The organism is Rahnella sp. RcJ3, assembly GCF_009498575.1.
In the GTDB taxonomy this organism is placed as follows: Bacteria; Pseudomonadota; Gammaproteobacteria; order Enterobacterales; family Enterobacteriaceae; genus Rahnella; species Rahnella aceris.
On record NZ_QSNX01000027.1, the window covers coordinates 1 to 26511 of the forward strand.

Genomic DNA, 26511 nt, shown 5'->3' on the forward strand with positions numbered 1-26511 from the left:
AGGATCAACCCCCTGCAGTTTATGAAAGTGCCTGGTTCATGAGGCACGGAACAGTCTAGGAAACTAGGGTCTATTCAGCCTTTAGCCACCACAATCGGGGAAGACCCATTAATGAACAGTATTAAGTAAGTGTTCATTATGGATATCTTTTACCCAACTCCTGACCCTTTAATGCGTTTGATCCTATTCCTTAAGGAAAAGGTTCAGGCTGGTTTTCCTTCCCCAGAAGTTTTCCCATATAGGCTTTGTTGTCAATCAGCAAAAGCATTCATCTAATCGTCATTTATCATTAAGTTGGATGTGCCGATTAACCGTTAAGCATAACAATTATCAGCAAGAAGCGAGCACCACAATGGCTATGCATACGACAGCATAATTGTGTTTCGCACAAGCTAGGAGATGTGATGAAACTAAGCCTAAATTCTTAAGATCTGTGATGAAAAAATAGCAGCTAAGGGAAACAACGCTGGCCTGTCCTTTTTAACTTTTTCCGAAAAAAAACAATAATCTAGGGTTACTTGATAATACCACACAACTGATACGCAAACATTTCAATATTGTGCTGGAACGTACCGCCCGGGAGCTGTGCGGCGAACCTTGTCTGGAGCTGAAAGAATTTGCACAGACACGAATCGTTTGCTCCAGGTCATTCGATGATCGCGTATCAGAATACGATTTGATACGTGAGGCAATCTGCAGCCTTGCAGTACGTGCCGCCGAGAAACCCCAGGGCGAACATCAGTATTGCTGACATATCTCAGCATTCATCAAAACAAGCCCATTTTTAATAAACGAAGTCTACTTTGGGAAAACAGCGAACAGCTCATGGCAGTTCTCGATGGAATTAATCACAGCGGAAAAGGGCACGTATGGTTCGAGGAACAGGGTATCCAAAAGTCATGGGAGATGAAACGCCAAATGCTATCCCCTGCATAGATCAAACGTTTCAGTCACCTCATGCGCGTTAAATTCTAGAGAAGTGGTTTACTGATAAGGCTTGATCAACCCGAGTTGTTAGTGTCAGTTGCTTCCAGCTTGCTTTGTTACCTGCCGCCAATGGAAGGTATTGCATTTTCCTCAGCAGTCCCATGGGGGTGAGAGGACGATGTTCATTATCTCATCACAAAAGTGACACTGTCTCAAAACAGTTTAAAGCTTTAACCCAGACATAATGCGACAAGTTAGCCTATCCACGATAGAGAGAAAGAACCACTGTAGCGAGTAAAGGCATCGAAAACCACTGTAGAGAGAGACAACCACTACAGTGAGTAATATCCACTAAGGTGAGTAGAAACACCTAGAATTGAAACAACCGCTGTGGAGAGTGCCAACCACTATAATGAGTAATAAAAAGAATCCATCACTAAGTTAGTAACCACTGACACATATACCATATGGGGTTTCAGGTTAGTAAGTACTAGGGGGGTTAGCGGATATCATCTGAATAACCACTATAGTGAGTAAAGAATGCAACTCACAGTGAATAGGATATTTCGTGATGGAAGCTTTTACTGATTACAGTGGATAGCTTGCTCACCGCAGTGGTTAGTCGGCCTTCAACAGTAAATATGAAAAAGCCTGCCATCACTGCAGCAGGCTTTAGGGCAATTAACAGCAAGAGGTCAAAACTATTTCTTTGTCTGGCGGATCTGTTCCAGCAACTCAAGTTCTTCTTTAGTCAGCATTACCATCTCACGAGGTGCGGCTGAATTAGCATCCTTCTCTGCCGGGATATCAATGATATTTTCGTCATCAATTACATCATAAACATCATCACCTATGCCCGTAGGTATTTGCGCTGGTCGCAACTTTGGCCGCCTATAGTGGATACAAAAATACACTACCTTACCACGCTTAACTTCAGTGTAATCAAGATACCCAATCGCCTTTAGCTGTTCCATGGCCTTGCGTACAGTCGCGTTTTGAGTGATGGCCCGCGAGGTCAAATTAAGGCGGGCACGCAGGCGCGACATAGATATGGGAGCAGGATCTGTCGGAAGGCTTTCAATGAACGTATACAGAGCCTGAGCAGACTCCTTGCGGGAGAGTTCGTTGATTGCCCTGAGCTGGAGAAGAACTTTCTTATCAAACTGATACAACTCGAAGATCTTCGGATCCGCCTGCAACTCGACAGCGTCCTTTTTCGGGCTATATTTTGCTGACTGAACAAGGTGAGTTACGTAGTAATCCCCCTCTTTATTCGAAAACGACAGGGTGTTAGTGGCTATACGTTCAAGTGAGGCCTCCAGACGCGCCCTGAGCTTCGCAGAAGAGCGTGCGGATGGAATCCCACACAACTTAGCGAATTCTACAAATGGCAGGTATACAGAGTCTCCCAGGACCTTATGCTTAGCAAAGGCATGAATGATCCCAACCCAGGTCTTAAAATCGTTATCCATATCAAGCCGGGCGCCGGTGATCTTGATGTTCTCATATCCCTCAGACTTCACGATCGAAAGCTGCTTCAGCTCAGAGGTGACATCCATTGAGTTCATCTGACCTTTACGTCCACGTGCTGTGGACTTCAGCGTAGGTACAAATAAGCCCAACCGCATCAATGCTACAGGCTGAACGGTGTTATTGCTGTTAGGAACCAGAGTAACAAGTTCACCTGTTCGCTTATCGGTTTCAGAGAATGCTTTAACTATCTCTATGTTTTTAGGCTCATTTTCAGACATTATCAGCTCTCACATTGAATGTGGATAAGAGGCTCTAGGTACACAATACAGTGGATACTATCACTCACTATAGCGGTTTTACTACAAAACACAGTGGTTAGTTTGCTTTTTATAGTGGATGTTTTACTGACTACAGCGGTTAACGATCATCGTTTACTCCAGATATGACAAGGCCTGGAAGGCTACGGGGATCTCTTTGGGTCTTATAGGTTCTATAAGGATCTTGTTATTGGATCGAACCAGAGGATAAGTTAAAAAACATGACATTAAGTTTTGGAGTAGAGATCAACGTAGCATTGAAGAGCCGGTACTGGGGCAGTGCATAAAATGTGTACATAATTTTGGATTATCAATCAACTCATCACCTTTACTATAAATTTCAAATGGTTAACCACTCTCAATTAACTAAATGTTATGTACAGCTCTATTGACAATTTACTCACTACAGTGGTGTACAGTCACTCTCCAGCGAAGTTATCTAGCTGTCTATAGTGGTTAACATGCTTAATATAGTGGATGTTTTACTTATTACAGTGGTTGGGAATACGGTTTAAACCCTTACAGGGCAAGGCCTGTAGCTGAGCAGGGATCTCTTTTGATCTATTAGATGATCTATATAGGATCTTATTATTGGATCTGGGCGGTGGAAAAGTGGATAAATCACTTAAAAATTACATTCAAGGCTGGTATGTAGTGATGTGATGGATATCCCTCACTCTGTGTAGGTCTTACCATACTTTTACTGACTGCATTAGGAATGGGGTCAATCGTGACCCTGACCCTGTATGTGATCCATTCATAATCAGGAATAACCGGCTTCATTCTGGCTGCATATTCTGGCAACAGGCAGATTTTTCGGCAAATTCGGAGGGCGTCATCCAGCCCAGTGCAGAATGGGGACGACTCTTGTAAGTATCCCACCAAAACGTCCCGTTCACTTTTAGAGATCTTCCGACATACTGATTATGTCCCCGAGGAGATCGCTATGCGTAAAATCCGATTCACCGATCACCAGATCATCGCCGTTCTGAAGTCTGTCGAAGCCGGACGCACCGTTAAAGATGTGTGCCGTGAGGCCGCTATTTCCGAAGCCAGCTATTACAACTGGAAGGCGAAATATGGCGGTATGGAAGCCGCTGATATCAAAAAGATCAAAGATCTTGAAGACGAGAATCGTCGCCTGAAACAGATGTTTGCCGATCTGAGTCTGGAATGTCGGGCACTGAAAGACGTCATCGAAAAAAAGCTTTAAAACCAGCGGTAAAGAGTGAGCTTGACAACTATCTGACCGCGCAGTTTACGATGAGCATACGTCAGGCATGCAGGACGTTATCGCTGAGCAGGACGGTATTTCGTTATCAACCCGATACGCGACGTGATGAACCGGTGACCCAGGTGCTGGCCGAGGTAGCGCGCTATCCCCGCTATGGCTTTAAGAAGCTTTTTCAGGTGCTTCGCAGGCAGGGTCACGTCTGGAACCACAAGCGGGTGCACCGGATTTACTGTCTGCTGAAACTGAATTTTCGGCGTAAGGGTAAACAACGTCTGCCGGTGCGTAATCCGGCTCCGCTGGCAACGCCGGAAGCGCTCAATCAGAGTTGGTCTATCGATTTTATGCACGACGCGCTGGTGTGCGGTCGACGTTTTCGAACCTTCAACGTCGTGGATGATTTTAACCGCGAGGCTTTGGCCATCGAAATTGACCTGAGTATCCCTGCACAGCGGGTGGTCCGGGTGCTGGACAGGATTGTGGCAAACCGTGGATATCCGCTGAAAATGCGGATGGATAATGGGCCGGAACTGATATCACTGGCTTTGGCGCAATGGGCTGAAGACCATGGTGTGATGCTGGAATTTATCAAGCCGGGTAAGCCGACACAGAACGCGTTTATTGAGAGGTTTAACAGGACGTACCGGACAGAAATACTGGATTTTTACCTGTTCAGAACGCTGAACGAAGCACGGGAAATCACAGAGCGCTGGCTGAATGAATACAACAGTGAGCGGCCCCATGAATCCCTGGATAACCTGACACCGGAAGAGTACCGGCTGATGGCTGAGAAACCGGAAATCTCAAAAAGTGCGTGGAACTAAAGCTGGGATACTTACATACTGTCTCAGAAACGCTCAAATCTATACGGAGCCGGATCAATAATTGGCTGACAGCCGGAAACAAGATCGGCCGCCAGTTGTCCGGCTGCTGGCGAAGTACCAAAACCATGACCGGAGAAACCAGTTGCAACCGTCAGGCCGGGTATTCTGGTCACAGGTCCAATAACTGGGTTGGAGTCAGGTGTAACATCAATCGTTCCAGCCCATGTATCGGCAATTTCCGCTTTGGCGAATACGGGCCAGGCCGCTATTAAATTATCCATAGCTTCCTGATTAAGCATCTGGTTTGCAGGTGGATCCGTCATCCTCGCTTTCTCAAATGGAGTGATGCTTTTTGCCCCCCAATGGCGTGCCAGTGTCAGATCATGCAAGAAATTCTTACCCAGCGAAATGCGTAAATTGTCGCGCTGTGCACGCAACTGAGGCAAATAGCGTAATCCGAGCAATAGATGGTCCGGTACCAGTGAAGCGTCCAGCGCGCCGCGTTGGGTAATAATGAACCCGCCATCCTGATGTTTTCGGAAAGAAAAATCCGGCGCGCCAACCGCTATTTGTGTCGGGCCAGCCATCGGGCGTGTGCGCAATACCGAACAGATTAATGGTAAGGTCGGCAAGGATACACCAAGATTGCCCAAAAAACGCCTCGACCAGAGCCCACCTGCGAGCAGCACCTGATCGCAACGAATTTCGCCACGCTCGGTGACCACACCACCGACTTTCCCGGCAGAAAGTGTCAGGCTGCGCACTGCGCAATTTTCCACAATAAAGGCCCCTCTGGCGATCGCAGCTTTTGCTATCGCGCTGGCAGCCAGTGTCGGTTCGGCACGTCCGTCGGAAGGTGTATAAATCCCCCCTTCCCATTGCCCTGTGCCCCCGGGCACCATTGCAGCAATTTTGTGCTGACTAAGCAAACGCGAGTCAAGCGACAGGTGCGCAACCGATTTGAGCCAACTTTCATACAAGGCCATCTGCGCCTGCGTGCGGGCAACAAACATTATCCCCGCCTGGCGGTAACCTACATCACTTCCCAGCCGATGCTGCATCATAGCCCAGAGCCGATCCGACGCCAGCGCTAACGGAATATCTTCGGCAAGACGGCTGGTCTTACGTACCCATCCGAGATTACGGGATGATTGCTCTCCTGCGATAGCGCCTTTTTCCAATAAAACTACAGGGATTTTACGTTCAGCCAGTGCCAGTGCAGCAGTCAGGCCAACGATGCCTCCCCCGATCACCACCACAGTCGTTGCAGCAGGGAAAGTGGCGGAAGTCTGAACAGGAGTTATTGCCGGAGCCATAGCAACCTTCTTATAGGGTTTAATATGCAAAATTCAGTAAAAGAACCCGGCACTAAGATCCGACGGTGATTTCTTCCACTTCCGCTTTTCCAGCCCCGCGCCAGGCGGTAACTTCTAACTCAACTTTATAAACGGTCGATCCCAACGGTGGACAGGTGACCGTGGTCGCCGGATTGATGCCACGAAACTTCGCACCAATAATCTCCATCACGCTAGCGACATCCTTCGGGGCCTGAATATATACCCGGGAAAAAACCACATCGGAAAGCGTGGCATTGACCGCTGCCAAAGCCATCTCGATATTTGCAAAAACCTGGAGTGTCTGTTCAGTCACGTCTTCAGGAATTTCGTTGGTATGCGGATCCCGGCCGGCAGTATTGGAGACAAAAATCCAGTTATCGACAGCAACAATGCGGGAATAACTCCCCAGTTCTTCAAATTTTGAGCCAGTTTTTACTTTAGTAATTTGGGTCATTTTGTACCTGTAAGGTCAGATTACTGGAGGTGAAGGCGTGACTTGTCCGGCACTCAGAAGAGTACAGGCGCATTCCATAGGTTGAGTTTGACGCCGATCCCTTTTTCAAGCGCATTGCGATAGACAACGGTACCCCAGGCCACATCCTCAACCGGCATACCGCCAACTGACATGATGATGATTTCGTCATCGCTTTGCCGACCCGGCGCATCGCCGGCAACAATCTTGCCGATGTCTTCCAACTGGTCAGCGGACAATTTCCCGGCCGCCAGCATGTCCATAAACCGCACGCCTATTACGGGGATGGTATGATGGGCAGGTTTCGGGACCTCTTCATACCAGGCGTGATAAAGCCCGGTATTGTCGAGCACTTTACGCACATCAGATTGCTCCATACCTTCGTCAAGATTACACAGCGCCGGCATGGCGAGAAAAGTACCAGGCTTAACCCATTCGCGTTTTACCAACGGATAAGTCGCCGGATCGCCGACTTCCCCTGAGCCGCAATAGGTGACGATATCCGAATCACGCACCACCTGTTCAAGACTGTCGACGACCTGGATGTTGGTGATCTGAGGAAAGGTATTTCTGGCCCAAACGATAAAGCTGTCGAGATTCTTCTGACCACGGCCTTTCACCTTGATGGTGTTTATCTGCGGGCAGACAGCCATAAACGCCGCAACAGTGGTTTTCCCCATAACGCCGGGCCCCAGCAACCCGATCACCTGTGCATCGCGACGTGCTAAATGGCGGGCACCGACACCGGGTACAGCACCCGTGCGGTATGCTGACAACAAATTTGCCGACATATACGCCAGTGGCGCCCCAGTATCCGCATCGTTTAGCGTAAACATCAGAATGGATCGTGGTAACCCTTTCTGCCGGTTGTCGATATTAGAGCCATACCATTTCATACCTGCAGTGCAGAAATCGCCGCCGAGATAGGCGGGCATCGCCATAAAGCGACGATCGGCTGTCGGTTTAGGCATATTGGGAAACGGCGAGTCGTTCGGAAAAGTCACCATTGCTCCATGTGAATCGTTGTTGGCTCCGGCCATGCGATAGTCTCCCTGGTACAGCAGAGCAAACATCTCTTCCATCGTGTCAACACAGGCAGACATATCAGTTACACCAGCACGGATCATGTCCTGCTCGGAAAGATAGATAAAATCAATTTTAGCGGCGTCAGACATGCCAGTTACTCCGTCAATGGGTGGGTTACATTTTTGTTAATCGTTTCGCGACACGATGAAAATTACGGGATGGGAAAACGGCTGTATTGAATATTTGCGACATTGTGAAAAAGAGATCGCCGGAAATGGCATCCGAATTGCAGAGACAGGAAGTCTTCTTTGTTATTGCGGGGGGCTTATGTCCTGTACGAACATTATCAATCCTGAACAGCCGTGGTTTGTGCTCAGTGCTGCGCGGCAATATTCAGTGATGAACGCTGAGAATCTGGCCATTTCCCATTTTTACAGTTTCGAGGTTTCGCCATCTGCTCTCCTGACCCTCGCGGTACCGGATGGTTGCGTAGATATTGTCTTTGACTGCGATACAATTCATCCCATGGCGCGGGTATGCGGAACCACGCTCGAGGCGCGCAGCGCAAGGTTAATCCCAAACCACCGCTATTTCGGTGTGCGCTTTGCCCCCTGGTGTCATTCCGGATTTTCTCGATGTGATGGCAGAAGATCTGACCGACCGCGAGTTTAATTTCCTGGACGTAGTTCCGGACGCACGTCAGGCCTGTGAGCAAATACTGCGCACTGAGCTATTTGCGCAGCAAATCACCTTGTTTAATAACTATTTTACGCCGCGACTGGCGCGTAAAACGTCAACGGTGACTCCTTCAATTATTCGTACAATCCTGCAACAGAAAGGCAATTTCCGTGTCGGGCAACTTGAGGCATTAACTGGCTATACCTGTCGTACCATCCAGAGACAGTTTCGCCAGGATACCGGTATGTCTCCGAAGGCATTTGGTCGCATCATGCGCTGCCAGTCTGCCCTGAATAGCTTACATCAGGATACCAGCGTCTCGTTTTCCGAACTGGCACTGAATTTGGGTTTCAGTGACCAGTCACATTTCCTGCGCGAATTCAAAAAACTGATCAGTACCACCCCGCTTGATTTCCAGCGCCGTATGCTTCTTGCCGCCCATGCCAAACGTATTGGTTACCATTAGGTTATTTTCAAGTTAACGATAAGTAGCACTAAAAAAGTGCATATGTTGCACTATACAACTGTCCGATTTGTTCTATCCTACGCTGGTGCCGCTGGGAAATGATGCTGTCCTATATCCACTTACAAATAGGGCGCTGGCGATGAGTAACATTAATGGGTTAAGAAAAAACTCCCTGGGTTTATTTTCTCTGGTCTTCTTTGTTGTTGCCGCTGCCTCTCCCTTGACAGGGGTCATTGGTGGGTTGCCTGTGGCAATTTTTACGGGGAATGGCGGCGGTGTTCCGGCCGTTTATATTATGGCCTGCATTATTCTGATGCTCTTCTCTGTAGGCTACATAGCGATGAGCCGCTATGTAAATGACGCCGGAGCTTTCTATACCTATATATCAAAAGGCCTGGGAGAAAACTGGGGTGCCTCCGCGTCGGTACTGGCCTTGATTGCCTATCTCTCTATTCAGATAGCCATAATTTCCATGCTCGGCTTCTTCAGCCAGGATTTCCTTGCACAGCATCTTGCGCTACATATTCCCTGGTGGGCACTCAGTATGCTGTTTACCATTATTGCCTGGATTTTCGGTATTAAACGGGTAGAAGTCGGGGGGAAACTGTTGGGAGTGCTGATGCTCGCGGAAGTGGCAATTGTGCTGTTGACGGACGTCAGTTTGCTGATAAAAAAGCCGGGGCCACTGAACTTCACTTCATTTGATCCGGCCGTGTTTAGTCACGGCAATCTCGGTATTGCGTTTATTTTTTGTATCGCTTCATTTATCGGTTTTGAGTCAACGGCGATTTATGCTGAAGAGTGTCGCGATCCGCATAAAACCGTGCCGCGCGCCACCCTCTGCGCACTGCTGATTATTACCGTTTTCTTTGGCTTTACCAGTTGGTCGCTGGTGCAAGCCTATAGTTTTGATCAGATTGTGGAGATTGCCCGTAAAGACCCTGGAAACTTCATTTTTGATATTACCCGCGAATATGTCGGTCAGTGGGCCGTTGAAACCATGTCCGTGCTGCTGATCACCAGTCTGTTTGCTGCTGCACTGGCATTTCATAACAACATTTCGCGTTATATCTTCAGCATCAGCCGTGATGGCCTGATCTGGAAAGAACTGTGCCAAACTCACCCGGCCAACGGAACGCCGCACAAGGCCAGCCATGCCCATAGTGTGATTCTACTATTGCTGCTGATGGGAATGGGCGGCACCAATATGGATCCGTTAGTCCAGATTTTCGCCTTCGGCTCCGCTATTGCGACCTTGTCGATCCTGATACTTCAGGTAGGGGTCTCTGCTGCAGTTATCCGGTTTTTCCGGCGTATTGGCAAACACAACCACAGCGCGTGGCAAGTGCTGTGGGCACCGATGGGCGCACTCATTACCCTGTCGATTACCATTATCATGGCGATCAACAATCTGCAGCTACTCACAGGTGGCGGTGATGCAAAGCTGGTGGAATTTATTCCCTGGTTTCTTGCTGTTTGTGCCGGTGCTGGTTACCTGTTATCGGCGAGGCGTAAGATACATGCAGTGAAGTCAAAATGATTTATCTCTTCATAGCACCCAGCTTGTAAAAGGGGGCTGATGCTCAGTGGAACGAAAACTCACGTTAAGGTATTTGAAATGCATGATTCGCGGAGCTGCACAGTACTTTTTTAACACAATGGCGCTCACCATTAATAAAACGGTCACGCCGGAACCATTCAACCCACACCTCGTTTAGTAAGGATTCCCTCTGACAATGGCCCGGCCTGCACGATAGCAGTCTCAGTTATGTTCTGGCCGATGGCCCCTGGCCTGAATGGGGCCATCTCGCTAGCTGTCATCCGGGAAGAGGTACTATGACCAGTTTCCCCTTGACATGGCTATTTTCACTGACTTCATGCGCTTTTGCTGCATCTTCCAGCCTGAAAGTTTTTTCCACGCTGACGGAGTAGTGCACACGGCTGAAAAGACGAATAATCTCCTGTAAAACCGCGTCAGGATTTTCAGGTGGCCCCTTTGAGAATCGGGCACCGTATTCTTCTGCTGAAAAATCAGCTACAGAAACAACACGCGAGGCTGAACCTGTCATTTCAATCAGATTAGGAATGATACCTGACCCAGCGACATCAAGGGCCGCATTAATGCCCTCTGGTGCCAGATGGCTGATGCGTTCCTTTAGTCCGGACCATATACTACCGGGACAGCACCCAGCCCGCGAAGGAAGATAGTCATGGTTTTTTTCGCTGGCTGAACCAATGATCGTAATGCCTCTCAGAACGACTAGCTGTACCACCGCAGTGCCTATACCTCCGGCTGCACCGCTTACAAACAGCGTTTCCCCGGGTTTCAGTGCAAGCGCATCCAGGCTTCTCAGCACCGTTTCTGTGACGACAGAGATACCGGCAATTACCCGCCCCGCGATTAACAGTGGCAGGGTGGCTGCAACAGTCATAAAAAGATAACTGGCTGCTGCGCCACCGAGGGACATCAGCAGGACAGTGCGCCGGCCAATCCTGTCACTGAGCCGCCGAGCAGCGGCGAAAAGATAAACTGCATCAGGGCATATACCGCCGTGACAATCCCCACACAGACAGCAATATTGTCAATATGCATGACATCTTTAAGCAATGTGGGCAGTACAGGAAAAACAATGCCCAGACCAACGGCATCAAGAAAGACGGTGGCAAAAACAGCAATAAGGGATTTATTCATAAAGAACAGCGTTCCTGTCGAAAATCGGTTCTGACAACGATGGTGCCAGAAGCCTGTTAACGAAGTCTGAGTAAAGTAGTCAGACTGTCCGGATTACGCTGACCGCAGGCGCATAGTGCACAGCTGCGGTGTGTGTGGTGACGGTTTTGTGCGTCACTTTTTCGCGAGGTGATACAACATAATACTATGTGACAGGGGATATGCTGATCCCGTGTCACAGGAGATTATTATTATCTTCTTTTATTATCTTGTAAACTGTGGACCAGGCAATGCTGAGCTGCCGGGCTATCGCCGTAGCGCCATTACGGGGTTTGAAGCCAATGGAACGAAAACGTACGATAAGAATATAACAAATTGATTAAATTGGTTGGATTCATCATCCTGGTATTTTTTAACCTTTACTTTATTTCTGCCTGGATGTTTTCCCCTCAACTTCGTTAGACCTGTCTTCAGCTTCATCGTAGGCGCGTCGTGAAGCTTCTATATCCTGCCATGTGTCGTGAATCCAACGGGTAAAGCACGCCAGCGGTTCCAACATGGAGCGCCCTCGTTCGGTCAACTCGTATTCGACGCGAGGCGGCAGTTCAGGGTAGTAGTGGCGCGAGACCAGACCATCCCGTTCAAGGTTGCGCAAAGTCAGCGTTAGCATGCGTTGCGAGATGTCAGGGATGCCCCGTCGAAGCATCCCGAAACGCATCGGGGTATCGGGATAGAGAGATAAGAACGAAATAACCAAAATTGTCCACTTGTCTCCCATTCGGGCTAATATGCTCCCGGGAGCACAAGGCGTCAGTACCGAGCCTCTGGACTCCGCGCCCAAGGTTTTGAAGTTTTGGTGGGGAAACCCAAGCTTTTGAATTACCCACGCGCCAGCGTAATAACCATTCCCATATTTGTGAAATCCTTATCTCATTTTCTCATTTGTCACCAAAAGGTATATACCCGCAGAATCAGTTCTATCGGCAGGTCGGGCGTTAATTCAGATATGAAATATAAACAGCAATGACCTTGTCGCTTTTACCACATTATATTTGTGGTTTTTCACAGGTATTACACCAGGAAAAAGGTCCCGTCATGACATTATCCAAGTTATTGCTCCCGCTGCTGATTGCCGGGAATTTATCGACCGCATGGGCAGCCGGGCAAATTGTTCCGTCTGCTACCACTTTCCATGTATCAGCCGATGAATCGCTGAAAAGTAAACTGCCAGCCGATATTGCCAAACGCGGATATATTGTCGCGGGCACCAACCCGAATACGCCGCCAACCACGTTTTTCCAGGAAGACAATAAAACCCTCGCGGGCCGTGAAATTGACGTGATGAATGCCGTTGCGGCGCGTCTGGGCGTGGAAGTGCGCTGGCAGGATACCGGCGGTTTCGACAACATTATTCCCGGGCTGAAATCAGGCCGCTATGACGTGGCGCTTTCCAATATCAACGCCACCCAAAAACGCCTCGAGCAGGTCGATTTTGTCAGCTATTACGATGCGTCGCGTCTGGGCGTGATCTCCCGCAAAGACGCCAATATCGCGCCGTTTACGTCTTTTGATGCCGTTTGCGGGCAGGAAATCGGTGCCGGTGCGGGCACGACGCAAATCGGACGTCTCGAAGCGGCCAGCAAAACCTGTACGGATGCAGGCAAACAGCCAATCAAAATTGCCGTTTTCCCGGACCGTCCGTCGGGCGTGCAGGCCGTGGTCAGTGGTCGCGTGCCGATGTTCTTTGGCCCGTATGAAGGCCTGACGTATCAGGTCAGCCAGGTGAAACCGCTGGCGCTGTCCGGCACCATTCATGTGGATGACGCACCGGTTTCGGTTGCGTTCCCGAAACAATCTGCGCTGGAAGAGGCCGTTCAGGCTTCGCTTAACTCGCTGATTAAAGACGGGACTTATCAGAAGATCCTCGATAAATGGTCGATTGGCTTTGGCGCAGTGAAAGAATCCAAGCGTAATGAAGAGATTTTCGGATGAGCACTGAAACACACGGTCAGCAGCCGGAAGAACTGCGGATCGTCGGTAAGAAATACATCGGGCGCTGGATAAGCGCCCTGATCGTCGTTCTGGTGCTGGGCGCTGCCGCCCATTCAATGCTCAACAACCCGCGTTTTGAATGGTCAGTGATTGCAGAAAACTTCACCGGTCCGTCGATTTTGCAGGGTGTTTTGATGACGTTGCAGCTGACTGCCATTTCGGTGATTTTCGGCTTTGCCGGTGGCACCGTGCTGGCGCTGATGCGGTTATCGTCCAATCCGGTGCTGGTCGCCGTGAGCTGGGGATATACCTGGTTTTTCCGCGGCGTGCCGATGCTGGTTCAGCTGTTTCTCTGGTACAACATTGCCGCCCTGTATCCCACCATTTCGTTTTCACTGCCCTGGGTAGGGGAAATCTGGAGTGCGTCGGCCAACTCATTAATCAGCCCGTTCAGCGCCGCCGTGATTGCGCTGGTGATGCACCAGTCGGCCTATGCCGCTGAGATTATCCGTGCGGGGATCCAGAGCGTGGGCACCGGCCAGATTGAAGCCGCGCGTGCCCTCGGTTACCGGCCTGCTTCCATATTCCGCCATACCGTGTTGCCGCAGGCGATGCGGGCGATTCTGCCACCCGCCGGTAATGAAGTGATCGGTCAGCTGAAAACCACTGCGGTGGTGTCGGTGATTTCACTGCAAGACGTGCTGTTTTCCGCGCAGATTATTTATCAGCGCACGTATGAAGTGATCCCGTTATTGCTGGTCGCGACGCTGTGGTATCTGGTGCTGACGTCGCTGCTTTCGGTGATTCAGTATTACGTCGAGCGTCATTTCAGCCGCAGCAGTTTGCGCAAGGTGAAGCGTAAATCTAAACCGCGTGACGAGACGCCGCGGGCGGTGAATACCGGCCTGAATGCAGGAGAAACCAGCCATGGGTGAGGCGATTGAGTTTCGGAAAGTCACCAAACGTTTTTCAGGAAACACCATTCTCGACGAAATCAGCCTGGATATTCCGGCGGGTTCGGTGACGGTGATTTTAGGGCCATCCGGTTCCGGGAAATCCACGTTGCTGCGCTGCATTAATCATCTGGAAAAACTCGACGGCGGCACCATCCGTATCGGTGGCGAACTGGTCGGCTACCGGCAAAAAGGCAATGCGCTTTATGAACTGAGCAGCGGGAAAATCGCCGCTCAGCGCAGCCGTACCGGTATGGTGTTTCAGCAATTTAATCTGTTCCCGCACCGCACGGTGCTGCAAAACATTACCGATGCGCCGCTGCGCGTGAAGAAACAAAACCGTCAGCAGGTGCTGACCAAAGCCCGTGCACTGTTGCAGCAGGTGGGGTTAGCCAGCCGCGAAGATGACTGGCCGCAGCAGCTTTCCGGTGGGCAGCAGCAGCGCGTGGCGATTGCCCGTGCGCTGGCGATGGATCCGGAAGTGATGCTGTTTGATGAACCGACATCGGCGCTCGATCCCGAACTGGTGGGCGAAGTGTTGCAGGTCATCAAAAAGCTGGCGCATTCGGGGATCACCATGGTGATCGTGACGCACGAAATTGGCTTTGCGCGTGAAGTCGCCGATAACGTGATCTTTATGGAAGGCGGAAAAATCGTGGCGTCGGGGCCGGTGAAAGCCGTGCTGGATGAAGCGGAGAACGTCCGTGTCCGCAATTTTCTGTCTACCGTATTGTAGAGTCTGCTCTGAAAAGTAAATCACACAGCTGCGGCAAACTGTCGCGGCTTTCCAGCCTGCTCAGTGCCACAATATTGGCCCGCTGTGCTTCCGTCATATCCGGTAAACAGGCGCGCAACTTCCCCGGTAAATCGAACGCAATCGCCAGACTTTGCTGACGCGTAACGCGTTTTTGCCGCGTTTCTCCGTTGCGTAAAAATACCGTAACCTGATGAAAACGCGCAGCCGGGTTGAGCTCATCCGGCGGGGCGCTAAGATCCGGATGACGCGTGACACGGGCGGCCAGCGCGGCAATTTCGGCATCCGGCGGGTTTTCTGAGAAATCCTGTATCAGCAAGGCGTCGCGCAGCAGGCTGGCGGCAATTACGTATTCCAGGCTGAAACGTGCCTCGATACCGTTCGACGGCTCGCGCACTGACGCTGCAATGTCACCGCCCGGCGGGAAAGACACTTCAATCCGCTCCACCGCATTTATCAGGTCGCTGAGCGGCTCCCCCTGTTGCAGCCATTCATGGCGGATAGCCCGTGCGGCATCGGCGGCGCTGTGCGTGCCGCCACAGGTCGGATATGGTTTGAATTCCAGCCCCGGTGAGACGATACGCCACGGCGCGCCCCAGCTTTCGGTGAGTTTTTCCGGCTGCTGCTGACCGGCGCAGTAAGCAGTGAAAAAGCTTTCGAGCACGTTTTCTGACTGACCGTGAAAACCGGCCAGCGTCAGCAGGGTGGCCGTGACCGCAATTTGCGCCGCCAGCCCGGCGTGCAGCGGTTTAACCGCGCTGCCAAACTGCGCGCGTAAACCGCCCGCCTGCGTAGCCGCCGTCCCCAGAATAAGGGCCGTTTCCGGTTCGCTGGCGCCGGCCAGCCGCGCACAGGCCGCCGCCGCGGCAATCGTGCCGAGCGTGGCGGTATTGTGGAAACCCAGTTTGTAATGCTGCGAACCGGCGGCCAGCCCGAGGCGACCGGCGGTTTCCACGCCCGTCACCCAGGCATTGAGAAACTGCTCGCCGCTGATGTCTGGGCGCCCGGCCGCCAGCGCCAGCAAAGCAGGCAAAATCACCACGCCGGGATGACCGCGAAAGTCCGGGTGAAAATCATCGAAATCCAGCGCATGTCCGGCGTAACCCAGTAACACGGCGCGCGTCTGTGCATCGTCTGCACGGTAAACCTGTTGCAAACTTTTCAGCCCGGAATCGCCGGCTTCGCCGCGCACAACGGGCAGGGTGACGGCCAGAAAATCGAGCAATCCTTCGCGGGCATTTTCACGCGCTTCGGCGGAGGGACGCGCACTGACAATAAGCTTTGCCAGCGATGAAGTCAGTGTCATGTTTTTTTCCTGTTTCAGGCCTGCGGGCTGAGATGTTCAAGGGCGTTAACGGCCAGCTGCGCGAGATAATGTGCGGTCGGGAAGAGCGCGCGGTCATCGACGCGAAATTCCGGGTGGTGCAGTGCGAACGGGCCGCCGGAGCCGATCATCAGGAATGCGCCGGGCAGTTTTTGCTGATAGAAGGCGAAATCTTCGCCAATCGGGCTGGCTTCCACGCGACGCGCCTCAAAGCCTGAACCGGCGGCCTGCGCCAGTGCAAAATCCACCCATTCAGCGGTATTCACAACCGACGGCGGGCCGGGCTGCCAGTCGAGTTCAATTTGCGTATCAAAGGCACCGGCGATGCCTTTGAGCACCTGACGTAAACGGCGTTCAATAAGCTCGCGGGTGTCCTGATTAAACGAACGCACCGTGCCTTCGAGCCAGGCAGAATCGGGGATCACGTTCCACGTACTTCCGCTGTGAACCTGCGTGACGGACACCACCGCGTTGTGATCTGACGGCACGTTGCGCGCAATCAGCGTCTGCAATGCGCCGATGATTTGCCCGGCAATAATAATCGGGTCATTGCCTTCATGCGGGCGGGCGGCGTGACTGCCGGTGCCTGAAATGGTGATGGCAAAACGGTCAACGCCTGCAGTGAGTGCGCCGTCTTTGCTGCCGATAATGCCGACCGGCAGCGTCGGGTCGTTGTGAATACCAAAGATGACGGCGGCGTCGTCGAGCGCGCCGGTTTCAATCAGCGCGGGTGCGCCGTGGCCGGTTTCTTCTGCTGCCTGGAATAAAATGCGCACGGTGCCGGCAAGCGTTTCCTCGCGTTCTTTGAGCAAAATCGCCGCGCCGAGCGCCGCCGAAGTGTGGAAATCATGGCCGCAGGCGTGCATGACGCCGGGGTTTTCCGAGGTGTATTCCACGCCCGATTTTTCTTCGATCGGCAGGGCGTCGATATCCGAACGTAACACCACCCGCTTACCGGCTTTCTGGCCGCCAATTTCGGCCACCAGACCGGTTTTCAGCGGCAGATTCAGAACGCGGATCTGATGACTTTCCAGCACGGCTTTGATGCGCGCCGTGGTCTCGAATTCCTGATTGGAAAGCTCAGGATGGCGGTGCATGTTATGGCGAAAATCCTCAATGAATTTCGCCAGCGCCTGATGTTCCTGACCGGTATTCAACATGTAAAACTCCTTAAGCGGGCTGACGCGCCAGCCATCCGGCATGGCGTTCTTCGTCGAGGATCTTTTTCAGATACAGCGTGATATGGCCTTTGCCGAGGTCTCTTTCGAAGACCGGCTGAAAACCCAGTTTGATATACATTTCGCGCAGCCACGGATGGCTGGTAGCGGTGCCAAGCGAATACGCCGGGGCTTTGAGTTCGCCGATAAGAATGTGGTCTTCCAGCCATTCCAGCAGCCGTTTTCCGAGATTCTGGCCTGTGTATTCCGGATGCGTGCCGAACCAGCCAATATGCGGCAGACCCATCGGGCCCGGCAGGGTGCCCCACGGAAAACGCAAAGTGACCGAGGCTGCCATGCGCTGGCCGTCAAACAGGCCAAATACCGCATGTTCATCGAGATGTTTCGTCACCCGCGCCAGATCGGCGGTGGCCGCATCAAACTGAATGCCGAGGGCTTTAATCGGGGCGTATGCGGCCAGCATCAGCGACAGATATTCGTGCCTGTCGTCTGAACTGAGCCGCCGGAAATGTGGGGTCATATCGCAGGTTTCTCCGGGGATGATAAATGACCGGACTGTTCGGCGAAGCGGATCACGTCATCCACTTTTTGCGGCGCACAGCCGATGTAATTTGCCGGATCCAGCCAGTGGTCCAGATCTTCTTCTGAGATGCTGGCGGCCAGAACCGGGTGTGCTAAAAGCACGGTTTTAAAAGATAGACGGTTCTCGAACGCCTGCATAGCGCACTCGTAAACCAGATGATGCGCCGTCTGTTTGCCGAGTTTTTTACCGGCTTCAAACATGACCTTTTCCGACAGCAGCAGGCCGTCCTGCATCTGCAAATTCGCCAGCATGCGGGCTTTATTGACCGTCAGGCCAGATAAAATAGCGCGGGCATTTTGCAGCTGGGCAGAAAGGTAAATCGAGATTTCCGGCAGGGCGATCCACTCCGCGCGCCAGCTCATGGCATCGCGTTCGTGCTCGACGTGCATCGACTGATAAATCAGCGACGCGCTGTGTAAAAGCGGGGCGGTCAGGCTGGCTAAGCCTTCGATGGCGGCCGGGTTACGTTTATGCGGCATGGTGGTCGAGCCGATTTTCCCCGCGCTGAACGGTTCTTCGACTTCATTAATTTCGGTGCGCATCAGGTTATAAAGTTCGTTGCCGATTTTGCCCAGCGTGCCGCTGATGAGCACCACCGTGCTGGCGTATTCGGAAAAACGGTCGCGCGCTGCCTGCCAGCCGATATTCGGCGTATTCAGGTTCAGGCGTGCCAGCGTGCGGCGTTCGACTTCCGGGCCTGCTTCGCCGAGCGCGGCATACGTGCTGATCGCGCCGCTGAGATTGCCGGTCAGCAGACGCGGCGTGATGGCCTGAAGGCGGTCGAGATGGCGGATAAATTCATCCAGCCAGACGGCGACTTTAAAGCCGAACGTGGTCGGCAGCGCCTGCATTCCGTGGGTGCGGCCCGCCATCAGGGTGTACTGATGCTCACGCGCCAGATTTTTCAGCACGTCCGCCAGCGCGGTGGCGTCACGCACGATCACTTTCATTGTCCGGGCGAGCTGTAAAACCGTGGCGGTATCGACGATATCCTGCGTGGTCGCGCCGTAGTGAATGTATTCTCCGGCCTCGCCGCACTGTTTTTGCAGCGCCGTCAGCACCGGCATCAGGGAATGTTTCATCTGTGCACCGGACGCGGCGATGTCGTCAATATTCAGCTGGCTGGGGTCGGCCAGTTCCGCTATCGACAGTGCTGCCTGTTGCGGGATCACCCCGAGTTCGCCTTCGGCTAATGCCAGCGCCACTTCGACATTTATTTGCTGCGTCAGACGATTTTTCTCTGACCAGATATCCCGCATTTCCGGTGTGCCAAAATTATTGCCAAGTAAAAGAAAATCAATCGGATGTGAGGCCATAATAATCTCTGTTTTTCTGAGGGTTAATTAATGAGTTTGGCAAAAACAATAATAAATACCGGGATAATGCCGTTGCCGATATTTCTGTTTTTGTTTATTAAATTAACCCTTTACAGCGCTATCATTTCTTTGATCCAGCACAGGATGCAAGGGTTTTTGATGCTATAGCTAAAATTCATCTATTCTATTGCGAATTAGTGAATAAGGATCCGCAATCAGAACTTTGTTTATTATTTCAATTCTCGTACGATGTTTATATAACGACTTAATATATCCAATATCCGAATTCCTGTTTATTACGGGCAGGCAGTTTATTCAATTACTGACCAGAGAATAGGGCATCATCGTGTTCGCTATAAAATCACCGCAAACCTATCACCATCAGCCGGGGCTGCGTGCCCGCACCGGCGAACTTCTTGCCGTTCACTCGAATGAAATCGCCATTATCACCAGCCCGAAAGCCTGGCAGGCGGTGAATCCGCAGCTGGAAAACAGCCTGCGTGAGGCGGGGATCCGCTGGCAGGTGAATTTCCTGACCACCGGATGCACCGATGCCGCGATCGAAACACATCTCAACGCGGTGCGGGCGCAAAACGCCACGCTGGTGCTGGGTATCGGCGGCGGACGCGTGCTGGACTGCGCGAAAGCCATCGCGAATCTGATTGATGACATTGTGCTGGTGACGCTGCCGACGGTGGCCGCCACCTGCGCCGCCTGGTCGCCGGTCAGCATTATTTACAACGCGCACGGCGGGCACGTCCGCAGTCAGCCGTTATCACGTATGCCGCTGATGGTGCTGGTCGACAGCGAAGTCATCGCGCAAAACGACGTCCGTTATCTGAAAGCAGGCATCGTGGACGCACTGGCGAAGTGGTACGAATTCCGGCCGTATAAACAGAAAAGCGACGACAGCCTGGCGCTGAATCTCAAAATTCAGGCGGCAAAACTGGCGGTGGAAACCTTTGAGAAATACGGGGCGCAGGCGGTGCTTGATAACGCCCGCCATGAAGTGACACCGGCGCTGATTAAAGTGATCGACGCCAATATCGCGGCGGCGGGCATGGCAAACAGCATGCGCGATGAAACGCCTGCACCGGGCGTGGCGCACGCCATTCACAACCGTTTTACCCATCAGCCTGAACTGCACGACTGGCTGCACGGCGAGAAGGTCGGTCTCGGCCTGCTGGTGCAGTCGCTGATGGAAAGTGACAACGGCGAACCGGAGCCGGAACTGCTGGCGCTGCTGCGGCAGTACGATGCGCCGCTGGCGCTGCCGGAATTCAACGGTAACCGCGATGAAATCCTTGCATCTATTGCCCGTGAAGTGAAGTTCTCCGCCGAAAACGCGGCGCGCCTGCCGTTTTCCATGGCCGCTGAACACATCGAAAAAGCCCTGCGGGCGACAGAAAATCAACATTATTCTTAGGAACATTTCATGACTTCTTCTTCAGAAAACACCAGAAAGCTGCGCCTCGGCCTGTTTGTTCAACCGCTCGGGCATCACGTCAGCGGCTGGCGTTTAACCGGACAGCTCGGTTCGCCCACGGACGTTGAATGGCTGACGTGGATCGCCAAAAAAGCCGAAGAAGGCAAGTTCGATATGTTTTTCATCGGTGACGCGCTGGCGACCAGCGTTTACCGCCTGCCTTCCACCATGGCGCGCCTCGAGCCGCTGACGTTGCTGGCGGCGCTGGCAGTGCAGACCCGTCACATCGGGCTGGCGGCAACGGCCTCTACCACGTTTACCGATCCGTTTAATCTGGCGCGCAGCTTTTCGTCGCTGGATCACATCAGTCATGGCCGTGCGGCGTGGAACGTGGTGACATCGTTTTCCACCGACGTGGCGCGCAATTTCAGTCGTGAAGATATGCCGATGCACGCCGAGCGTTACGCCGTCGCGCACGAGTTTCTCGACGTGGCGTTTAAGCTGTGGGAAGGCTGGCAGGAAGGCGCCGTCGCGCCGGACAAAGACAGCGGCCAGTATTTCGTGAATGAAAAAATTCAGCCGGTTAATCATCGCGGGAAATATTTCCAGGTGCAGGGGCCGCTGAATATCACCCGTTCACCGCAGGGACGTCCGGTGATTATCGAGGCCGGTTCTTCCGCTGACGGCCAGAAGCTGGCGGCCGCCACCGCCGAAGTGGTGTTTACCGCCGCCGCGACGCTGGAAGAAGCACAGACGTTTTACCGTTCGCAGAAACAGCAGGTGAAAGACGCAGGGCGCAATCCGGATCATGTGCTGATCCTGCCCGGTGTGATGCCGATCGTGGGGCGCACGCGGGAAGAAGCGCGTGAAACCTGGCGTGAACTCAACTCGCTGGTGGATATCGATAACGGCATTCGTCAGCTTTCGACCCGCTTTAATATGGATCTCAGCCAGTTCCCGCTCGACGGCCCGGTGCCGGATGTGCCTGCCGGAGAAGGCAATCAGAGCCGTGTGAAACTGCTGACGGATCTGGCCTACCGCGAAAATCTGACCCTGCGTGAACTGGCGGCAATTGCGGCCGGTTCACGCGGACACCGCGTGCTGGTAGGAACCGCCGAAGATATCGCCGATGATTTCCAGCTTTGGCTGGAGCAGGGCGGCGCGGACGGTTTCAATATTATGCCCGCCATCATGCCGGAGCAGCTTTCGTTGTTTGTCGAGCTGGTGATCCCGGAATTACGCCGTCGCGGGTTGTTCCGCGAAGAGTATGAATTCAGCACATTGCGCGAAAACCTGGGTTTGCCCGCGCTCTGATATAAGGATAACGGTATGACGATTTCGTTGTCACAGCGCGTGCAACGCGTTTCGCTTTCAGCCAACGCGGCGGCAAAGCAGCGCACTAATGATTTGAAAAAGGCCGGTGTCGATATTCTGGATCTCACCACAGGTGAACCGGATTTCGATACGCCTGAGCACATTAAGCAGGCGGCGTACGAGGCTATTGCACGCGGGGAGACCAAATACACGCCAACACCCGGAATACGGGCACTGCGTGAGGCGGTGCAGCGAAAATTGCACCAGGAAAACCGCCTGGAATTTGGCATCGATAACCTGATGATTGCCAACGGCGCGAAGCAGGTCATTTTCAACGCATTTGCGGCGACGTTAAACGACGGCGATGAAGTGATTGTGCCGGTGCCGTACTGGCCGACGTTCCCGGACAGCGTGCGCTTTAACGGCGGCACGCCGGTGTTTGTGGAGTGCCATCTGGAGCAGGGTTATAAGCTTTCGCCACAGCAACTGGCGGCCAGCATCACACCGCGCACGCGCTGGCTGGTGCTTAACCATCCGGGGAATCCGAGCGGTGCGGTATATAGCACGCAAGAATTACAGGCGCTGGCCGATGTGTTACGCCAGCATCCGCAGGTGCTGGTCATGCTCGATGATTTGTATGAGCACATTCTGTTTGATGGCCGCGAACACCGTAATTTGCTGAACGTGGCAGGCGATTTTCATGCGCGCAGTTTGCTGGTCGGCGGCGTCTCTAAAACCTACGCCATGACCGGCTGGCGCATCGGTTTCGGTGCCGGGCCAAAAGAACTGATCACCGCGATGACCGTGGTGCAGTCGCAAATCAGTTCGGGCGCGAGTTCTGTCAGCCAGGCCGCGGCGCTGGCGGCGTACACCGGCGGGCTGGATTTCCTCGCACCCCAGGTGGCGGCCTATCAGCAGCGGCGCGATGACATCATGGGCATCCTTTTCGGCGTTGACGGGCTGGAACTGATACAGCCGCAGGGCGGTTTCTTCGTCTTCTGCCGCTGTGCGGGGCTGATCGGGCGTTACCGCCTGGGCGGCGCGAAAATCGAAAACGAAGCCGATGTGATGGATTATCTGCTGGAAAACGGCGTCTCCGGCGTGGGCGGAAGTGCGTACGGCTTGTCGCCATACTTCCGGCTGTCGATTGCCACAGACAACGCCACGGTGATTGAGGCTGGGCGGCGCATTGCGGCGGCGTGCGGACGGTTAAGCCCGGTGCTTTAGTCCGGTAAACCTGTGGGTTGGCCGCCCGTGCGGGGGTTTACGTCAAGTTCAAGTTCAAGGTCGTGGGCGTCGGCCCACACCGACCAGAGACCCGGTAACGCGCGGGCCTCAGAGCTTTTTTCGGATGACGTCCTGCAGCATTTCTTTGTCCAGACTGAGATCGGTGCCCAGCCGTTTCAGGCGGTGATTCTCTTCCTCCAGCTGGCGCAGCCGACGCAGTTCTGTCACGCTCATGCCGCCAAACTTCTTCTTCCAATTGTAAAAAGTGGCTTCAGAAATCCCCATCTTTCTGCACACTTCCTCCACCCGAGTGCCGGTTTCGGCCTGTTTAAGGGCAAAGGCTATCTGTTCTTCGGTATAACGGGTCTTTTTCATGGTTGATATGCCTCTCAGTGAGATGAAAGAAAGACCGGATACTTCAGTTTAGACTGGCACTGCTTTCAGGGAGGAGATCATCCACGGCGCGAAGCAGAAGGATGGCGTCCGGTTCAAGCACGTTCCTGCTCACCGTGGAAGTGGTTACTGTCACCTGCCTGCCAGTTCGGCTTTTCCATGCGCCAGAAAACTCACAAATCGAGTGTCACGTTAGGTTGTGGATTTTTTTCGTCTGTAGCGATTAACTTTGCCAGTTTTTCTTTTGTTTATGGTCTTGAAAAAAGATATCCCTGTAACTGTGAACAACCGGCCTCAATCAAAAACTCTCGCTGTTCACTGGTCTCAACACCTTCCGCAATGACCTGTAGCCCCAGTTGGTTTCCCAGCCGGGAAACTGCGGTGACGATTGCTGCTGTGTCCTCCAGTTGCGTCACAAATTGTACGAATGATTGATCGATCTTGACGCTATCCACCATGATGTCCTTTAACAGGCTCAGACTGGAATAACCGGTACCAAAGTCATCAAGCGCTATTCTTATCCCATGTTGACGCAGGATACTCAACTGCTCTTTGCTGTGAGTATCAGAATGCATAATGGCAGTCTCGGTTAGCTCCAGTTCAAGCCGGTGAGGCGGAAAATCTTCCTTTGCCAGCAGTTGCAGGATCATACTGGCAAAGTCATTTTCACAAAGTTGTACGGGCGAAATATTCACAGAAACCGACAAATCACTCCAGGGGCGCATTTCCTGGCAGGCTCTTTTCAGGATAAATTTGCCCAGGGGTACAATCAGTCCGCATTCTTCCGCCAGAGGGATAAACTGCACAGGGGAAACCGAACCCAATTCCGGATCGTCCCAGCGGGCCAGAGCTTCAACGCCTATAATTTCGCCGTTTTGCGCGCTAACAAGGGGTTGATATGCGCATTCAAGCCCTTGTCCGCTGAGGAGTGCCATAGCCAATGCTTTTTTCATTTTTCGTTTTCTTGCCCAACCTGCATCCAGAAGCTCAGAGTAAACACAATACCTGTTTTTACCCATCCGCTTTGCTTCATAGAGGGCTGTGTCGGCCTTTCTCAGGCACTCTCCCCCGGTGATATCTGATGGCATAATAATTGTTATACCCACCGAAACAGTAATGTACGGTATAGCCCCCTTAAGGATGACCGGGGTACGAATGTTCAGGACAATTTTCTGGCACAGAGCTTCTGCCTCCTCTGGCGAAAAGGGGGGCTTTATTAATACTGCAAACTCATCGCCGCCAAGGCGTGCAACAACGCACTCTTCCGGAGTGGAATGAGAAAGTTGTCGTGCAAACTCACACAACACAAGATCGCCAGCCTGATGACCCCAGGTGTCATTGACATTTTTAAACCCATCCATATCGAACAACATCAGCACACCGCCGGGTTGTTCAGGTTTTGTTAGAGGTAGCAGTGCATTCTGCAACCTTTCATTGAATGCTGCACGATTGTATAAACCCGTCAGAGGATCGTGGTAAGCCAGATAACGCGTATGGGCTTCAGCCTGCCGCAGTACAGTGATATCATTCAGCGAGATAAGCAGATAGGCTTCAGCGTTAAGAATAAGCCGGGATACCTTTATTACAATAGTTCTGGTCTGGTTTTCCTGGCCGGGCACTTGTTCCTCAAATTCCAGGGGTTCTCCCGTGTCAAGCACATGCTTTTCCTGAAGCAAGATGCGAGATGCAAGTGGTAACCCCAGATGTTCCAGTCCCTTTTTACCCAGCAGCAAGTCGGACGATTTACCGAATAACTTACTCGCTTTATGGTTTAAAAAAACCAACCGAAAATATTTGTCCTTCAGGAATACAGCCTCAGGCAGAGCATTCAGCACTGACTGACAAACTTCAAGATTATTGAACATTATCCGTATCCTGTTAAGGCGGTTTAAGAAGGTTAGCAGCTTTTTTATGATATTAATTTCTAGGGTTCAAATAATGAATTCTATATCAGAATTGGTACAACACGGGCAGGTGCCGGTCGTGAGATGCCCCTGCTGGTTGTCCAAGAGCTTCTCACGCTATGCCGGCGATAAAGGCAGTATGCATGAGAATGATTATGGCTGGTTTACGTTTTAACAACTGTGAATTGAACTGCTTTTCAGCCGAGCCGGTATCTGCTGAGTTTCGCCTAGCTGCGGTTGTCCTTTTGGAGGCTTATTTATACGTGGCGCACCTAGATGTCAGTGATAAAGGTTGCCAACAATCCACAAGTATCTGTGACTAATGTCAATGTACCAAGCAGGGAGAACAACGTGATGCATGGATGCAAGTCAAATCAACCTATATTATGAAATCTATAACCACCTGAAAATCAGGAGCCTTTAATGTAGGTTATGTGGCGTTGTTTTAACATTGTTAACTGAGCAAAGGTTCCCCCCCTTCAATGCAAATGTTGTCACAATAATTTGTTATAGTTTCAATTAAAGAAAAAAACATGACTAAATCACCATGCTCTTTAAAGGTTTTGTTAGTCATTTTAACTAATGCAAATCTGATATTTCTTATGGCCGAAAATGATGTTGGGTTTGCTGAGAAATCATTTAACCAAATAGGATATAGTTGGCTCAATTCCCTGGCGAAATGTCCAGAGTTATGGATATCATCATATAATATAGTAGTTGATATG

20 protein-coding genes and 3 pseudogenes are annotated in these 26511 nt (G+C 52.0%); 10 read left to right on the forward strand and 13 right to left on the reverse strand.

Annotation, left to right across the window (positions count from 1 at the left end):
- Positions 1–508: 508 nt before the first annotated feature.
- Positions 509–936: pseudogene (locus DXU84_RS22650) on the forward strand (DUF4113 domain-containing protein); the annotation flags it as partial.
- A 692-nt stretch (positions 937–1628) separates the two neighbouring features.
- Here DXU84_RS22650 and DXU84_RS22655 read toward each other — a convergent pair.
- The gene (locus DXU84_RS22655; protein ID WP_121019171.1) at positions 1629–2678 is read right to left on the reverse strand and encodes a RepB family plasmid replication initiator protein; all 1050 of its coding nucleotides are present in this window, start codon (positions 2676–2678) and stop codon (positions 1629–1631) included.
- Between the two features lie 985 nt (positions 2679–3663).
- On the opposite strand from DXU84_RS22655, the gene DXU84_RS22660 reads away from it, so the two are divergent.
- A protein-coding gene (locus tag DXU84_RS22660) for an IS3 family transposase (RefSeq protein WP_153376687.1) occupies positions 3664–4772 on the forward strand; the annotation gives its coding sequence in 2 pieces (ribosomal slippage) (positions 3664–3925 and positions 3925–4772; 1110 coding nt in all).
- Positions 4773–4795: 23 nt separating this feature from the next.
- Here the strand turns inward: DXU84_RS22660 and DXU84_RS22665 are convergent.
- From DXU84_RS22665 to DXU84_RS22675, 3 genes are read right to left on the reverse strand one after another with little or no spacing between them, the layout of a single operon-like run.
- On the reverse strand, positions 4796–6088 hold the full coding sequence (locus DXU84_RS22665) for an FAD-binding oxidoreductase (RefSeq protein WP_153376688.1): 1293 nt from the start codon (positions 6086–6088) through the stop codon (positions 4796–4798).
- Between the two features lie 52 nt (positions 6089–6140).
- Positions 6141–6563, reverse strand: coding sequence for a Rid family hydrolase (locus DXU84_RS22670; RefSeq protein ID WP_153376689.1), 423 nt, complete (start codon positions 6561–6563; stop codon positions 6141–6143).
- A gap of 53 nt (positions 6564–6616) precedes the next feature.
- Complete coding sequence (locus tag DXU84_RS22675; protein ID WP_153376690.1) at positions 6617–7756, reverse strand: tyramine oxidase subunit B; 1140 nt, start codon at positions 7754–7756, stop codon at positions 6617–6619.
- A gap of 178 nt (positions 7757–7934) precedes the next feature.
- Here DXU84_RS22675 and DXU84_RS22680 point away from each other — a divergent pair.
- A pseudogene (locus DXU84_RS22680) lies at positions 7935–8751 on the forward strand (helix-turn-helix domain-containing protein).
- Between the two features lie 139 nt (positions 8752–8890).
- Positions 8891–10291, forward strand: coding sequence for an APC family permease (locus tag DXU84_RS22685; protein WP_153376691.1), 1401 nt, complete (start codon positions 8891–8893; stop codon positions 10289–10291).
- 277 nt (positions 10292–10568) lie between these two features.
- Here DXU84_RS22685 and DXU84_RS22690 read toward each other — a convergent pair whose 3' ends face one another.
- The 3 genes from DXU84_RS22690 to DXU84_RS22700 all read right to left on the reverse strand — a co-directional run bounded on the left by DXU84_RS22690 (position 10569) and on the right by DXU84_RS22700 (position 12200).
- Entirely contained in the window at positions 10569–11219 is a 651-nt protein-coding gene (locus DXU84_RS22690) for a zinc-binding dehydrogenase (protein ID WP_153376692.1), read from the reverse strand.
- Positions 11219–11443 (reverse strand): hypothetical protein, encoded by a 225-nt coding sequence (locus DXU84_RS22695; protein WP_153376693.1) that lies wholly within the window; start codon positions 11441–11443, stop codon positions 11219–11221. The genes DXU84_RS22690 and DXU84_RS22695 overlap by 1 nt, the downstream gene beginning before the upstream one ends.
- A 403-nt stretch (positions 11444–11846) precedes the next feature.
- A complete protein-coding gene (locus DXU84_RS22700; protein WP_153376694.1) occupies positions 11847–12200 on the reverse strand; it encodes a helix-turn-helix domain-containing protein in 354 nt (117 codons plus the stop codon).
- Positions 12201–12517: 317 nt separating this feature from the next.
- Here DXU84_RS22700 and DXU84_RS22705 point away from each other — a divergent pair, with 317 nt between their 5' ends.
- From DXU84_RS22705 to DXU84_RS22715, 3 genes are read left to right on the forward strand one after another with little or no spacing between them, the layout of a single operon-like run.
- Entirely contained in the window at positions 12518–13414 is an 897-nt protein-coding gene (locus DXU84_RS22705) for an ABC transporter substrate-binding protein (RefSeq protein WP_152326093.1), read from the forward strand.
- Entirely contained in the window at positions 13411–14349 is a 939-nt protein-coding gene (locus DXU84_RS22710; RefSeq protein ID WP_228389045.1) for an amino acid ABC transporter permease, read from the forward strand. Before DXU84_RS22705 ends, DXU84_RS22710 begins: the two co-directional genes overlap by 4 nt.
- Complete coding sequence (locus DXU84_RS22715; RefSeq protein WP_152326094.1) at positions 14342–15103, forward strand: amino acid ABC transporter ATP-binding protein; 762 nt, start codon at positions 14342–14344, stop codon at positions 15101–15103. Before DXU84_RS22710 ends, DXU84_RS22715 begins: the two co-directional genes overlap by 8 nt.
- On the opposite strand, the gene DXU84_RS22720 is transcribed toward DXU84_RS22715, so the two are convergent.
- Genes DXU84_RS22720 through purB form a run of 4 tightly spaced genes read right to left on the reverse strand, consistent with a single transcriptional unit; the run spans position 15090 to position 19522 of the window.
- Positions 15090–16427: an MmgE/PrpD family protein gene (locus DXU84_RS22720; protein ID WP_153376695.1), complete on the reverse strand. Its 1338-nt coding sequence runs from the start codon at positions 16425–16427 to the stop codon at positions 15090–15092. The genes DXU84_RS22715 and DXU84_RS22720 overlap by 14 nt on opposite strands.
- A gap of 14 nt (positions 16428–16441) precedes the next feature.
- Positions 16442–17605: an amidohydrolase gene (locus DXU84_RS22725; protein ID WP_152326096.1), complete on the reverse strand. Its 1164-nt coding sequence runs from the start codon at positions 17603–17605 to the stop codon at positions 16442–16444.
- Between the two features lie 10 nt (positions 17606–17615).
- Positions 17616–18143 carry a GNAT family N-acetyltransferase gene (locus DXU84_RS22730; protein WP_152326097.1) on the reverse strand — a complete coding sequence of 176 codons (528 nt, stop codon included), beginning with the start codon at positions 18141–18143 and terminating at the stop codon, positions 17616–17618.
- Positions 18140–19522, reverse strand: coding sequence for an adenylosuccinate lyase (gene purB, locus DXU84_RS22735; RefSeq protein WP_153376696.1), 1383 nt, complete (start codon positions 19520–19522; stop codon positions 18140–18142). The genes DXU84_RS22730 and purB overlap by 4 nt, the downstream gene beginning before the upstream one ends.
- 346 nt (positions 19523–19868) lie before the next feature.
- On the opposite strand from purB, the gene DXU84_RS22740 reads away from it, so the two are divergent.
- From DXU84_RS22740 to DXU84_RS22750, 3 genes are read left to right on the forward strand one after another with little or no spacing between them, the layout of a single operon-like run.
- Complete coding sequence (locus tag DXU84_RS22740; RefSeq protein WP_370461822.1) at positions 19869–20948, forward strand: iron-containing alcohol dehydrogenase family protein; 1080 nt, start codon at positions 19869–19871, stop codon at positions 20946–20948.
- A gap of 9 nt (positions 20949–20957) precedes the next feature.
- Entirely contained in the window at positions 20958–22262 is a 1305-nt protein-coding gene (locus tag DXU84_RS22745) for an LLM class flavin-dependent oxidoreductase (RefSeq protein ID WP_153376697.1), read from the forward strand.
- A 15-nt stretch (positions 22263–22277) separates the two neighbouring features.
- Positions 22278–23489 (forward strand): aminotransferase class I/II-fold pyridoxal phosphate-dependent enzyme, encoded by a 1212-nt coding sequence (locus DXU84_RS22750; protein ID WP_153376698.1) that lies wholly within the window; start codon positions 22278–22280, stop codon positions 23487–23489.
- Between the two features lie 111 nt (positions 23490–23600).
- On the opposite strand, the pseudogene DXU84_RS22755 reads toward DXU84_RS22750, so the two are convergent.
- Positions 23601–23864 (reverse strand): annotated as a pseudogene (locus tag DXU84_RS22755) (transposase); the annotation flags it as partial.
- 266 nt (positions 23865–24130) lie between these two features.
- Complete coding sequence (locus DXU84_RS22760; protein WP_153376699.1) at positions 24131–25747, reverse strand: GGDEF domain-containing phosphodiesterase; 1617 nt, start codon at positions 25745–25747, stop codon at positions 24131–24133.
- Between the last annotated feature and the right edge of the window lie 764 nt (positions 25748–26511).

Bases quoted from the DNA above. Each gene is read 5' to 3' on its own strand.
- DXU84_RS22655 (WP_121019171.1), bottom strand. From the start codon at position 2,678: ATGTCTGAAAATGAGCCTAAAAACATAGAGATAGTTAAAGCATTCTCT.
- DXU84_RS22665 (WP_153376688.1), bottom strand. From the start codon at position 6,088: ATGGCTCCGGCAATAACTCCTGTTCAGACTTCCGCCACTTTCCCTGCT.
- DXU84_RS22670 (WP_153376689.1), bottom strand. From the start codon at position 6,563: ATGACCCAAATTACTAAAGTAAAAACTGGCTCAAAATTTGAAGAACTG.
- DXU84_RS22675 (WP_153376690.1), bottom strand. From the start codon at position 7,756: ATGTCTGACGCCGCTAAAATTGATTTTATCTATCTTTCCGAGCAGGAC.
- DXU84_RS22685 (WP_153376691.1), top strand. From the start codon at position 8,891: ATGAGTAACATTAATGGGTTAAGAAAAAACTCCCTGGGTTTATTTTCT.
- DXU84_RS22690 (WP_153376692.1), bottom strand. From the start codon at position 11,219: ATGTCCCTCGGTGGCGCAGCAGCCAGTTATCTTTTTATGACTGTTGCA.
- DXU84_RS22695 (WP_153376693.1), bottom strand. From the start codon at position 11,443: ATGAATAAATCCCTTATTGCTGTTTTTGCCACCGTCTTTCTTGATGCC.
- DXU84_RS22700 (WP_153376694.1), bottom strand. From the start codon at position 12,200: ATGGGAGACAAGTGGACAATTTTGGTTATTTCGTTCTTATCTCTCTAT.
- DXU84_RS22705 (WP_152326093.1), top strand. From the start codon at position 12,518: ATGACATTATCCAAGTTATTGCTCCCGCTGCTGATTGCCGGGAATTTA.
- DXU84_RS22710 (WP_228389045.1), top strand. From the start codon at position 13,411: ATGAGCACTGAAACACACGGTCAGCAGCCGGAAGAACTGCGGATCGTC.
- DXU84_RS22715 (WP_152326094.1), top strand. From the start codon at position 14,342: ATGGGTGAGGCGATTGAGTTTCGGAAAGTCACCAAACGTTTTTCAGGA.
- DXU84_RS22720 (WP_153376695.1), bottom strand. From the start codon at position 16,427: ATGACACTGACTTCATCGCTGGCAAAGCTTATTGTCAGTGCGCGTCCC.
- DXU84_RS22725 (WP_152326096.1), bottom strand. From the start codon at position 17,605: ATGTTGAATACCGGTCAGGAACATCAGGCGCTGGCGAAATTCATTGAG.
- DXU84_RS22730 (WP_152326097.1), bottom strand. From the start codon at position 18,143: ATGACCCCACATTTCCGGCGGCTCAGTTCAGACGACAGGCACGAATAT.
- purB (WP_153376696.1), bottom strand. From the start codon at position 19,522: ATGGCCTCACATCCGATTGATTTTCTTTTACTTGGCAATAATTTTGGC.
- DXU84_RS22745 (WP_153376697.1), top strand. From the start codon at position 20,958: ATGACTTCTTCTTCAGAAAACACCAGAAAGCTGCGCCTCGGCCTGTTT.
- DXU84_RS22750 (WP_153376698.1), top strand. From the start codon at position 22,278: ATGACGATTTCGTTGTCACAGCGCGTGCAACGCGTTTCGCTTTCAGCC.
- DXU84_RS22760 (WP_153376699.1), bottom strand. From the start codon at position 25,747: ATGTTCAATAATCTTGAAGTTTGTCAGTCAGTGCTGAATGCTCTGCCT.